The sequence below is a fragment of the Nitrincola alkalisediminis genome (assembly GCF_009821115.1).
GTDB lineage: Bacteria > Pseudomonadota > Gammaproteobacteria > Pseudomonadales > Balneatricaceae > Nitrincola > Nitrincola alkalisediminis.
In genome coordinates this window covers 1-12127 of record NZ_VYTY01000007.1, presented here as the reverse complement: position 1 = coordinate 12127, position 12127 = coordinate 1, and the positions used below count along the sequence as shown (strand labels likewise).

The 12127-nt window shown below is 49.5% G+C and carries 11 protein-coding genes; 1 reads left to right on the top strand and 10 read right to left on the bottom strand.

All coding sequences use genetic code 11. The features are described from left to right. Window positions 1–160 precede the first annotated feature (160 nt). The 9 genes from F5971_RS11590 to F5971_RS11550 form a co-directional block, all read right to left on the bottom strand. The gene (locus F5971_RS11590; protein WP_193495039.1) at window positions 161–703 is read right to left on the bottom strand and encodes a PH domain-containing protein; all 543 of its coding nucleotides are present in this window, start codon (window positions 701–703) and stop codon (window positions 161–163) included. Window positions 704–861: 158 nt separating this feature from the next. Further along, window positions 862–1575 (bottom strand): histidine utilization transcriptional repressor HutC, encoded by a 714-nt coding sequence (gene hutC, locus F5971_RS11585; protein WP_036509956.1) that lies wholly within the window; start codon window positions 1573–1575, stop codon window positions 862–864. Window positions 1576–1712: 137 nt separating this feature from the next. Then, entirely contained in the window at window positions 1713–3245 is a 1533-nt protein-coding gene (gene hutH, locus F5971_RS11580) for a histidine ammonia-lyase (protein ID WP_193495038.1), read from the bottom strand. Between the two features lie 59 nt (window positions 3246–3304). Then, the gene (gene hutU, locus F5971_RS11575) at window positions 3305–4978 is read right to left on the bottom strand and encodes a urocanate hydratase (RefSeq protein ID WP_193495037.1); all 1674 of its coding nucleotides are present in this window, start codon (window positions 4976–4978) and stop codon (window positions 3305–3307) included. 5 nt (window positions 4979–4983) lie between these two features. Then, window positions 4984–5949, bottom strand: a complete 966-nt coding sequence (hutG, locus tag F5971_RS11570) for a formimidoylglutamase (protein ID WP_193495036.1) — start codon at window positions 5947–5949, stop codon at window positions 4984–4986. Further along, window positions 5942–7180: an imidazolonepropionase gene (gene hutI, locus F5971_RS11565; RefSeq protein ID WP_193495035.1), complete on the bottom strand. Its 1239-nt coding sequence runs from the start codon at window positions 7178–7180 to the stop codon at window positions 5942–5944. Before hutI ends, hutG begins: the two co-directional genes overlap by 8 nt. A 193-nt stretch (window positions 7181–7373) precedes the next feature. Beyond that, window positions 7374–7709: a hypothetical protein gene (locus F5971_RS11560; RefSeq protein ID WP_036509945.1), complete on the bottom strand. Its 336-nt coding sequence runs from the start codon at window positions 7707–7709 to the stop codon at window positions 7374–7376. Window positions 7710–7937: 228 nt separating this feature from the next. After that, window positions 7938–9041, bottom strand: a complete 1104-nt coding sequence (locus F5971_RS11555; RefSeq protein ID WP_193495034.1) for an FAD-dependent oxidoreductase — start codon at window positions 9039–9041, stop codon at window positions 7938–7940. Window positions 9042–9371: 330 nt separating this feature from the next. Then, window positions 9372–10010: a pyridoxamine 5'-phosphate oxidase family protein gene (locus F5971_RS11550; RefSeq protein WP_193495033.1), complete on the bottom strand. Its 639-nt coding sequence runs from the start codon at window positions 10008–10010 to the stop codon at window positions 9372–9374. Between the two features lie 112 nt (window positions 10011–10122). Between F5971_RS11550 and pdxR the strand changes: the two genes are divergently transcribed. Next, a complete protein-coding gene (gene pdxR, locus F5971_RS11545; protein WP_193495032.1) occupies window positions 10123–11574 on the top strand; it encodes a MocR-like pyridoxine biosynthesis transcription factor PdxR in 1452 nt (483 codons plus the stop codon). 104 nt (window positions 11575–11678) lie between these two features. Here the strand turns inward: pdxR and F5971_RS11540 are convergent. Next, on the bottom strand, window positions 11679–12127 hold a 449-nt coding region (locus F5971_RS11540), incomplete at its 5' end, for an electron transfer flavoprotein subunit alpha/FixB family protein (RefSeq protein WP_246187799.1).

The following is a 12127-nucleotide window of genomic DNA, read 5'->3' as shown; positions in this document are numbered from 1 at the left end:
TCGTTAATATCAAGCCTCACAATACATTGCATTGCAAAGCACTTATTTAACTTACCTAATTTTTAACGAAAAAGCAAAAAAGCCCAGGAGAATCTGGGCTTTGATAGGATTACTTCATAGAGATTAGATAGAAGCGAGCCTGAACAGGCTCAGAAGAGGATTAAATCGGCGCTTCCTTGAGCAGCAAATGATCAAAAGCGTCTTTTGTTTCATCGTAATACAACACATACGTCAAGGTAATCGAACTATCACCACGACCTATCACCTTCAGTGTCCCCGTATTCATTAGCTTTCCTATTAAGCTTTGCTCCAACAAAACGCCATCAACTGCGCGCAGATACAACTCCTGCTTACGTTGAAACAGCAAACCCGAACGGCTCGTCAACCGATGGCTTGTCACCTCATCCCTTAGGGTCAGCGGGTGCAACAACTTGGCAATGGCTTTTATAAAAAACCAAACAGCGACGGCCAAGATCGCAAGACTCACCCAGAGCGCGGGTATGCCAAAGCCAGCACCAAAGTACTCACTCACGGTATCACGGTACCACTCAATGACCGCCCATTTATCCCAAAAAGGCTGTGCACTGTTGGCGTTTTGCGACAACAAATAGAGCCCTATCGCAATAAACAGACGCACTAAACCCGCTAAGTAAATGAACGGATGACGCTTAATGACTAGGCGCGTGACTTCATTTTCTAACATAATGGCGATCTCCCTGACGCATTGAAAATAAATGGGGTTATACGGATGTATGTGACTGTGACACAGCACAAGGATTAAAGTTTAACATCTAAGCATGGCAATTTATCGTTCATTGAACAGATTCACCACCCTAGCCGTGACTGAACAGTTAGGCGGGCTCAGTCCTTGCCCAACCGAACCACTGAGCGCAATTTATAACTGGAGCCTGGGTGCGTCAACAGTGCAAAGCTGATCAAACGCTCGCCCGACCAAGTCCGACGGCTCACTTGCAGGCATGGCATTGTTGCGTCCACCTGCAGATACGCCCGCACCTTTTCATCTGGCAAGACCGCTTCAACGATATGCTCAATATCGGTTGCTGGACAGGTGGCCGACAGATACTGATTGGGGGTTTGCGCTAAAAAATCTTGCGCTAAATAATGGGGCACAAGATCGGCCGACACATAGCGGTCTTCAAGCTGGATCGGGACTGAGTTTTCTTTATGAAGTATTAAGGAATGGTAAACGCGGCTGCCTGCCATAACACCCAAGCGCATGGCCACCCACTCAGAGGCCAACACTGCTTCGAGCTTGATCACATCACAGGAGTAGACATGCCCCCTTAGTTGAACCTCCTCGGCAATGTTGCGTATGTCGGTTAAAGGCGACTCGGCCTTAGCATCTGACACAAAGGTCCCCAGCCCTGGATAACGCACCAACAGCCCTTCTTGCACCAAATCCCTTAATGCTTTGTTGACGGTCATGCGACTGACAGAGAACTGAGCCTGCAACGCGGCCTCTGTGGGGATTCGATCACCGGACACAAACTGCTTAGCTCGAATAGCATCCGATATATATTGTCTAATCTGCTGATAACGCGGCTGTCTATCCACTCAAGTTCATCCCACTTAACGAAGGGCTCAAATTGTAAAGACAATACCCCTCTTAAACAATTGCGACAGACGTCTCAGACACACAGAAAGGCGGGCATGCCATAGCACACCCACCTCGCTTGGATATAAGCGCTGACTTAAAAGCTTGGCAGCAAACCGGGGGTTGCGTAGCCATTAAATGCACCCTGTTTGACCAATTGCTTGGCTTTTTCAATATCAGGGGCAAAGTAGCGATCTTTATCGTAGAAGCTCACCTGATCACGCAGCACGGCTTTTGCAGATTCAATGAGCTCGCTCGATTTTAACGGGGCACGGAAATCCAACCCTTGAGCTGCCGACAGCATTTCAATGGCCAGTATTCCGCTGGTGTTGTCGGCCATTTCAATCAAGCGACGTCCGGCAAAGGTTGCCATTGACACATGGTCTTCCTGATTCGCCGAGGTCGGCATGCTATCAACAGAAGCCGGATGCGCCATGCTCTTGTTTTCGGATGCCAGTGCGGCTGCCGTCACCTGCGCAATCATAAAACCTGAGTTAACACCGCCATTGTTGACCAAAAACGGCGGCAACTTGCTTAAATGGGTGTCAATCAAAAGCGCCATGCGTCGCTCGGATAACGCACCGATTTCAGCCAAGGCCAGTGCCAAGTTATCCGCCGCCATCGCCACGGGCTCTGCGTGGAAATTACCGCCAGAGATAAATTCATTCTGATCAGCAAACACCAGCGGATTATCAGAAACAGCGTTCGCTTCGGTCAACAATACCCGAGCTGAGTGACGAATTTGCTGCAAACAAGCACCCATGACTTGCGGCTGGCAACGCAATGAATACGGATCCTGTACTTTTTCACACTGGGTATGGGAGTTGCCCACATCTGACGACTCACCCAACAAATAACGGTAGGCAGCGGCCGTATCAATTTGTTCTTGATGGCCTCTGACCTCGTGGATGCGGGCATCGAAAGGACGGCGACTGCCCAATGCCGCCTCAACCGAGAAGGTGCCCGCCACAATAGCAGCGGCAAACAAATCCTCTCCCGCAAACAGGCCTTGCAAGGCAAAAGCAGTCGAGGCTTGTGTGCCATTTAACAGCGCCAACCCTTCTTTGGGCGCAAGGGTGATTGGACTTAACCCTGCAATTGCCAAGCCTTCCGCGCCACTCATGCGGCGACCTTGATAATGCACTTCCCCCTCACCCAATAAAACAGTGCTCATGTGTGCCAAGGGTGCTAAATCCCCCGACGCGCCCACCGATCCTTTTTGTGGAACACAGGGGTAGACTTCAGCATTGACCAACTGAATCAACGCATCAATCACCTCATTGCGAATGCCAGAGAAACCTCTTGCCAAGGAGTTGATTTTGAGGACTATCATCAGACGCACCGTAGAGTCGTCCATCATGTTACCAGTGCCAGCCGCATGGGATAAAACGATACTGCGCTGCAAAAGCTCCAAGTCTTTGGGTTCGATGCGGGTGTTGGCCAGCAAACCAAACCCCGTATTGATACCATAAACCACACGATCCTCAGCGATGACCCGCTGAACAGCGGCATGGCTTTGATCAATCAGCTCGCGACAGCTGGGGTCAAGTGACAGTTTTACAGGCTCAAGGTTAACGCGGCGCAAATCGGCCAGCGTCATTTTTCCAGGTTGAATCATTAAGTTAAACATGGTGTCTCTATCCTATTCGGTTATCTAAGAGAGGGAAAACCACCCTCTCTGCCTTAGACTTAATCGTTCAACATGGGCAGATCGAGCCCTTGTTCCCGCGCGCACTGTTTAGCAATGTCGTAGCCAGCATCGGCATGACGCATCACGCCCGTGCCTGGGTCGTTGCGTAAAACCCTAGCTAAACGGCGATGCGCAGCATCTGTTCCGTCCGCCACGATCACAACACCCGAATGCTGACTGAAGCCCATTCCAACACCACCGCCATGGTGCAACGAAACCCAGGTGGCACCGCCAGCGGTATTCAACAGCGCATTTAGCAACGGCCAATCGGATACAGCATCCGATCCATCGAGCATTGACTCGGTTTCACGGTTTGGACTGGCAACCGATCCTGAGTCCAGATGGTCACGACCGATCACGATGGGCGCCTTTAACTCGCCTGTTTTGACCATTTCATTAAAGGCCAGCGCCAAGCGCGCACGGTCTTTTAATCCTACCCAGCAAATACGTGCAGGAACGCCCTGAAAGGAAATGCGCTCGCGTGCCATATCCAACCAATTGTGCAAATGCGGATCGTCTGGGATCAACTCCTTCACTTTTTGGTCGGTTTTATAAATATCTTCAGGATCGCCAGACAAGGCAGCCCAACGGAAAGGCCCTATTCCTTGACAGAACAAAGGACGAATATACGCAGGCACAAACCCTGGGAAATCAAATGCATTCTCCACGCCTTTTTCAAAGGCCATTTGACGGATATTGTTACCATAGTCAGTGGTGGGCGCACCTTTTGCTTGCAAGGCCAGCATGGCTCTAACTTGAATCGCCATCGACTCTTTGGCCGCATCGACAACCGCTTTTGGATCGGTTACTCTCAACGCCTTTGCTTGCTCCAAGGTCCAACCTTTTGGCAAATAGCCATTCAGCGGATCATGGGCACTGGTCTGATCGGTCACAACATCAGGGATTAGGTTACGCTCAACAATTTCGGGATAGATATCCGCGCAGTTACCTAAAAGCCCGATAGAAGTGGGTACGCCGGATTGTTTGGCTTCCTCAAGTTGCTGCAAGGCTTCATCAAGTGAATAGGCTTTTTTATCGACATAGCCTGTTCTGATTCTAAAGTCGATTCGGGTTTCATCACACTCAACTGCAATGCAATGGAAACCCGCCATGGTCGCCGCCAAAGGTTGAGCGCCGCCCATGCCTCCGAGTCCGCCTGTTAACACCCAACGACCTTGTGTGTCACCTTGATAATGCTGCTTAGCCATGGCGACAAAGGTTTCGTAAGTGCCTTGCACTATCCCTTGTGAGCCTATGTAGATCCAAGAGCCGGCCGTCATCTGGCCGTACATCATCAGCCCCTTGCGATCCAACTCGTTGAAGTGCTCCCAAGTGGCCCAATGCGGCACCAGGTTAGAGTTTGCAATCAAGACACGCGGTGCATCTGCGTGAGTTTGGAACACGCCAACAGGTTTGCCCGATTGCACCAACAGCGTTTGATCGTCTTCCAAGCGCTTTAGCACCTCGACAATTTTATCAAAGCATTCCCAATCACGTGCGGCACGGCCAATACCACCATACACAACCAAGTCCTCAGGACGCTCTGCGACATCTGGATGCAAGTTATTCATTAACATGCGCAACGCGGCTTCAGTTAACCAACTTTTACATTGACGCTCTGTCCCAACAGGCGCTTTGATGACACGGGAGGGGTCATGTCGATTTGCGTTCATTAGCCTTATCCTCTTGTTATAGTGTAAAACAGACGTGCCGCAACACGCGCTGTGTGGTTGTCGATATCATAGGTAGGGTTGTATTCAGCGATGTCTGCCACGGCAAGCTTGCCTGTTGCTTTAATCTCGTCGATTAACGACTCGATAACCTCAAGACTCACACCGCGTGGTGCAGGCGCACTCACTCCTGGCGCGACGGCTGCCGGAAAGACATCCAAATCAATGGTTAAATAAATCAGATCGCAATCCTTCATGAAGCTTGCCAATTGCGCACGAGCGGAGGGCAGATCCAGTAGCGTCAGGGCTTTATCCTTACGCACGCATACGTTTAATGCATCCGCCCGTTCGAAGAGCGCTAGCGTATTGGCCGTTTCACTCACACCAAAACAGGCGTAATGAAAATCGATATTCCGTGCGTTACAGGCCTCGGCGATTTGATAAAAAGGTGTGCCCGAACTGCTCTGCTCGGCTTTTCGCAAGTCAAAATGCGCATCAAAATTGATAATGCCGATTGTAGGTCGCACGGAGTGATCGGCGATTGAACGCTCAAGATGGGTCACTAAACCTAGCCAAGAACCATAGGCCACTTCATGCCCGCCCCCTAGAATAAACGGAAAGCCTCGATGCGCTAACACAAGAGCGACCTGCTCGGCCAAGGCCAGGTGTGCCGCTTCCAATTGCCCATCCTGGCAGTCGATGTTACCTGCATCGTATACAGGCAGGTTGGTTTGCCAAGGCAATTGACTCAAAAAACGACGCAATTGATTAGGCGCGTGCGCGGCTCCGATGCGCCCTTGGTTTCGCTTCACTCCCTCATCTGAACAAAAGCCGATGACGACAACGCCCTCCGCGGAAGGTGACTCTGAAGGTGCAAAGGGCTGGACACATTGATGCAAGCGCAGTGACAGCTCAGGCACTTCTTCACGATCGATACGCCCAGACCACGCCTCTTTCATAAAGGACTCATGCATGGCTAATCTCTCCATTAAAAACACGCTGATACACGGCTCTTACCCCACATTGATAGGCCAAATCGGCGGGATGCTGCACATCCCAAACCACAAAGTCAGCTAAGAAACCGGGCCGTAATTGGCCTAAACTCTCCCCCATTCCCAGTGCCGACGCTGCGTGGCGTGTAACCCCCGCCAAGGCTTCTTCTGGCGTTAAACGAAACAGAGTACAGGCCATATTCATCGCCAAACGCAAGGAAGCAAAGGGAGATGTACCGGGGTTTAGATCCGTTGCCACCACCATGGGCACTTGATGCGTGCGCAACAGATCAATCGGCGGCAGGCGTGTTTCTCGCAGGAAGTAAAAGGCGCCTGGCAGCAGCGTCGCTTGGGTCTTGGCCGCCTTCATCGCTTCAACACCCTCTTCATCAAGCCATTCCAAATGATCAGCCGACCAAGCCCCATACCGCGCAGCAAGTGCGGCTCCGTGTTGCTGGGATAGCTGCTCTGCATGAATATGAATACCCAAACCATAACGGTTGGCCGCTTGAAACAGGCGCTCACTCTGTGCCGCACTAAAACCAATGGACTCACAGAACACGTCAACCGCATCAACCAGCCCTTCAGCAACAGCTAGAGGTAACAGCTCATCACAGATAAAATCGATGTACGCATCTGAGCGATCTTTGTATTCAGGTGGCAGCGCATGGGCAGCTAACAGTGTTGTTGATATACGCACAGGAAAGAGTTGAGCTAGGTGCCGTGCCACTCTCAAAAGCTTGAGCTCTGTTTCTAAATCCAGACCATAACCTGACTTAATTTCGACACAGGTCACGCCTTCGGCCATCAATGCCTGCAAGCGCGGCACAGACTCGGCCAGCAACTGTTCAAAACTGGCCACACGCGTGTGCTGGACACTTGAAAGAATTCCACCACCCGCCTTGGCAATTTCTTCATAAGTAGCCCCTTGCAAGCGCATTTCAAACTCTTTAGCACGGCTGCCTGAATAGACGAGATGCGTGTGCGCATCAATCAAACCCGGTGTAATCCAGCGACCTTGCACATCCTGAACATCCAGTCCTTGCAATGCTTCGACATCAAGGTTGGACATGGACTCAATATGGGTAATTCGACCCTCTCGCACACCAATTAAAGCGTCATTCAGAACACCATAGGGCTCTGTCGAGTCAATGCTTTGGGTTGCAAGAGTGGCGTTAATCCAAACCCTGTCGCAGGCGCTGAGGTCAACCATGTTTTATCTCTCTGTAAGTCGTTATAAAACTCGAAATACATAATGTATATATTTGTATATACATTAATAGATAAATGACGATTGATCAAGGCTTCGCGTTAAAATTTTATCGATCAAATGTGAGAGCGATAAAAAGCTCGCTGAGCACCTTCAGGAAGACGTACACAGAAAATGGGTCAGTAAAACAGACGGCCTAGGCCCGCATTGCAGAAACAGGAGGATTCGTTTTCGATTGTGCAGCATCAAATGGATAGTATTGAATCTCGACCTCAACATGACGCACTTGATTTTGATAGGCTTGCTCCATGCGCAACTGAAAGCGACGACGCAGGGGCTCGACATGACGCTCAAACTCCAACTCTTCAAGACTGGGCAGTTGATCTGTCACTTCTATACGAAGGGAATGCAGTTCCGCACTTACACCCGCTCTGAGGTGCGCGCGTAAAAAAATACGATAGCTCGATTGGCGTTGAGATACACAGCCCTGCCCTGAATAGGCCTGAAAGTAAACGTGATTGAGACTTTCCATCGGTTTCCTCCTAGTCACATAAGCACCGCACACGACTAAAAATATAAACACGCCAGGAGGTATAATTGACGAGCAAGCGGTAAACGAAGCGGAACGCGCTTTAGCTCATTTATATACCGCCAGCAAGTTGCAATTAAATCAGCGGTTAAGATTTGACCAGAACAATACCAGAAATTGAAATTTGTTCAAGGAATCCAACGGTTTTTTTGTATCAATACGCCTTTCGACTTAAATCCGGTACATCCCCTGACTAAACCCTTCGGCAAAGCGCAGCTGAGTTTTAGCAATCATCTGTTCAGGAACGCAGCGCAGAGTGATATCCCGAAGTTTGACGGCTACAGGATTTTCAAGATGGGCAAATTTACCTGCCCACCACGAGAGTCGACGCACAGACTTAACCCGACCATGACGCATGCGCTTCAAGGCCTCTGCACTCGCTTGTTTTTGAGTCAATAACCGATACAAACACCACGCATCTTCCATTCCCAACGCAGCGCCCTGCCCTAAGTTAGGGGTCACGGGGTGTGCAGCATCGCCAATCAGAATCACCTTTTTCTTCCCCCAACGAACAGCACGATCACACAAAGGATGACAGAGCCAGAGCAAATCAGGGGTCAGATATGAAGCCAACTGCTCTCCTTTTTCACCAAACAAGCACAGCCTTGTTTGGTCTGGAACAAACTGCTCAACGGGGTCTTGTTCTAAATGACTGCTTACCCAATAGACATAGGTCTGTTGACATCCAATCGGAATAGCCCCTAAACGATAGCTGCCTTTAAACAGCTCGATGGCCCGATCCTCAAAGGGTTTAGCGTTAATAACCGTTCGCCAGCACCATTGACCGCTGTACCGATATTCTTGTGAGGTATAACAGGTGTGACGGATCGAAGAGCGCAATCCGTCTGCGCCAATTAAGTGAGTTGCCACCAATCGCTGATGATCACTGAGTTTAACCTCGACACCCAAGGGGTGCTCTTTCCAATCGACGATGGAGGTCGATAGAAAAATTTTAGATGCTGGAATCAAACTCAACAGCAAACTGTGCAAATCACCACGATGAACACCTAAGGCAAAGTCATTTCCCCACCGAATCACAGCGGGTCGATGACAAGCCCCTAAGCTCATTGATTCAACACATGTGCTGAGCTGTAGCATTTCACGCAATAAGCCCAGTTCTGACAAGACAGCTTGCGCATTGGGTTGCAGCAGCAAGCCCGTACCAATGGTATTGAGAACTTCAGCACGTTCAACAACGCAATATTCTTGGCCTGCTTTTTCGAGAAGCGCAGCTAAGGTAAGCCCTGCGATCCCCGCTCCTTGTATTACAATCATATCCAATGATCCAGTTTATCCATAACGCACGCGGTGCATTCCTTAAGCCCAACCCCCTTATCTGCAACACATTATCCAGATAAAGCCCTGATTGAGTTCGTGCGACGTTAATTCACAGTCGCACTTTTTAATATGAATCACGTCACAAATCAAGAACAAATGTTTGTTTAGTACAATTGTATGGCTTATTGAGCCATAACCTACCTACTGCTATTCGACGCATAAATTTTCCTCAGAAAATACAGGACGGGATAGTCAGAATAAACGCATCCGCAGCCAGTCATGCAACGGATGCACATTGTTGATTTAACTCTAAGCTTTCAACACAAATTAAAAGGCATCAGACAACTTCGGTTCTGGATAGTCAACCGATTGCACCGGGTCTTGCTCCATGACTCCCCAGCGTTTTTCTAACGGAATGACGCCCGCCCAAACAGGCCATTCATAATCGTCAGCATCGTCAACGGGTGGCGCAGCCCTGACTTTACAGGATGCCTCTTGGATTTTAAGTCGAACAATCCCTGTAGCTTTTAATTCTGTTTCAGTCATTGGTCTTAACTGTGCCCAACGCTCGGGAGATATTTTATCAACAAACCAGCGCAGGGACTCTGTTTGCTCTTGTTTGTCGGTCACAAGCTCAGGAATGCCAAACAGTGTGACCGAGCGATAATTAATCGAATGATGAAAGGCCGACCTCGCCATCACCAACCCATCGAGTTGGCAGATATTAACGGCAACAGGCTGTCCTACGGACAGATTTCGGGCGTGACTATGCCCGTGCCAATATAGATAATCCCCCTGACGCCAGTGGCAAGTCGGTGTAATAAACGGCTGACCCTCTACACACTGAGACACATGGCACAGCAGAGACGCATCTATAATCTGATGTATGCGCTCAATCGAATAATCGGCACGCTTTGGCCCCCGCTTTACTCGTGTTTTATCTGTTACGGCTAGATTTGATTGCATTGCATGAACTCCATCCACTCAAAAAAGATAGTGCTATCCTAGGGCGATCTGGCTAGTATAAAAATATCCAGTTTTTACTTTTTTATACAGGCCAGATTAATGGACACCTCATATGGACACCTCACTTAGCAGCTTAACGCTTTCAATCAATCCAGATGAGGGTAAGCTCTACCTGCAGTTGATCCATCAAATCAAATCCGCCGTGCAGTCTCAACGCTTGACCACTGGCAGCCGACTGCCCTCTTCTCGTGCGTTAGCCTCGGCATTAGGCATCTCTCGTAGCACGGTGAGCCAAGCCTACGATCAATTGCTGGCTGAAGGGATTTTGGTGAGCGAGCCCAAAAAAGGCGTGTTCATTGCGCAAACGGCGAATTCACAGCTGCACAGCCCAGAACGCCCGTGCCCAACGCCCAGCCCAGCCTTAAAAACAAAACGCTTTGACTCAGGCATCGACATTGAGGTTTTTCCTGTCAAGGAGTGGGCAAAAAGCATGCGCAGAAGCTGGCTTAACCCCGATCCATCGGTTCTAAAGGGTGAGTACTGGCAGGGCTTACCCAGACTAAAACACGCGATTGCGGACTATCTTTATCAACTCCGAGGTCTCACTATCTGTGCAGACCAAGTTTTTTTAACCGCTGGTAGCCGTGACTCTTTGCACTTACTGCAGCAAACTCTCAGGCACCTAGCCCCGAAAGCGACCTTTTGGCTGGAAAATCCAACCTATCCTCCGCTCATCAATGCTTTTCAAGGCTTAAAAGCCCCTGTGCGTTTCTTACCCATTGATGCCGATGGAACACGCCCTCCACCCAGATCCGAGCAAACCTCCGTGTGTGTATTGACACCCAATCGCCAATATCCACTGGGCACGTCGATGTCGTCGCAAAGACGTGATGAGTGGTTTAAACAGATGGAACAATACCCCTTGTGGATTATTGAGGACGACTACGACAATGAGTTTGTCTATCAAGGACACTCCGGCGTTCCACTGATGCAGATGGATAGGATGAATCGCATATTTTTTATGGGAAGCTTTTCTAAAGTGCTATTCAGAGGCTTGCGCTTAAGCTTTGTCATTGCCCCTCTACCCCATTGTCGCGTCATCAGCCAAGTGCAAACCTCTATCGCTGGCACGGTTTCGCTTTCAACTCAACCCGCCCTCGAGGACTTTATGCTCAGCCGAGCGTTTGGTCGTCATTTGAATCGAATGCGGCGTCATTATCGACATAAACGTGATCATCTAGTATCACTTGTAGAAGACAACCTAACCATTTGGTTTAATTGGACCAATCCATTAGGTGGAATGCATCTTACGCTTCATTTCAAGACAGACTGGTTGGAAAAAAAACGACCAATATTCTGGGATCAACACATTGCGGTTGAACTATTCAAGCAACAGATTATGCTCTCATCTTTATCTTCACATTATGCACCCAATGCACGATGCATCCCCTCAAAGGTTTTACAAGGCTTTGTCTTGGGTTTCACTGGCACGTCATTTGAAGACATGGCACTGATGATCAAACACCTAAAACAGTGTCTTTTAACGATTGATGCACTGAGCTAAAAATTCCGCCACGGATAGAACCCGTGACGGACAAACGGCATCTTCATGGTTTACAGGGCCATAAGTCACTTAGATGCCGGGCAGATAATAGACTTGCAAATCACTTAACTTATAGCACTCTCTAACTCGGGAACAGCCTCAAACAGATCCGCCACCAGTCCATAATCGGCCACTTGGAATATCGGGGCTTCTTCATCTTTATTGATCGCTACGATCACTTTTGAATCCTTCATCCCGGCTAAGTGCTGAATCGCACCCGAAATACCCACCGCAATGTACAGATCCGGCGCGACCAACTTACCCGTCTGCCCCACCTGCATATCGTTGGGAACGTAACCGGCATCCACTGCTGCACGCGAAGCACCCACAGCCGCACCCAGTTTATCGGCCACCTTGTACAGCATGTCGAAATTCTCGCCATTGCCTAAGCCACGTCCGCCCGATACAACAATGCTGGCCGCCGTCAATTCGGGGCGATCAGATTTTGCCAAGGCTTCATGGCTAAAGCTAACATCTGCGCTTTCAAACACAGACTCTACGCGCTCAACACTGG

Coding starts and splice junctions, on each gene's coding strand:
- F5971_RS11590 (WP_193495039.1), bottom strand. CDS start 703: ATGTTAGAAAATGAAGTCACGCGCCTAGTCATTAAGCGTCATCCGTTC.
- hutU (WP_193495037.1), bottom strand. CDS start 4,978: ATGAACGCAAATCGACATGACCCCTCCCGTGTCATCAAAGCGCCTGTT.
- pdxR (WP_193495032.1), top strand. CDS start 10,123: ATGGACACCTCACTTAGCAGCTTAACGCTTTCAATCAATCCAGATGAG.
- F5971_RS11560 (WP_036509945.1), bottom strand. CDS start 7,709: ATGGAAAGTCTCAATCACGTTTACTTTCAGGCCTATTCAGGGCAGGGC.
- hutH (WP_193495038.1), bottom strand. CDS start 3,245: ATGTTTAACTTAATGATTCAACCTGGAAAAATGACGCTGGCCGATTTG.
- hutG (WP_193495036.1), bottom strand. CDS start 5,949: ATGCATGAGTCCTTTATGAAAGAGGCGTGGTCTGGGCGTATCGATCGT.
- F5971_RS11550 (WP_193495033.1), bottom strand. CDS start 10,010: ATGCAATCAAATCTAGCCGTAACAGATAAAACACGAGTAAAGCGGGGG.
- hutI (WP_193495035.1), bottom strand. CDS start 7,180: ATGGTTGACCTCAGCGCCTGCGACAGGGTTTGGATTAACGCCACTCTT.
- F5971_RS11555 (WP_193495034.1), bottom strand. CDS start 9,041: ATGATTGTAATACAAGGAGCGGGGATCGCAGGGCTTACCTTAGCTGCG.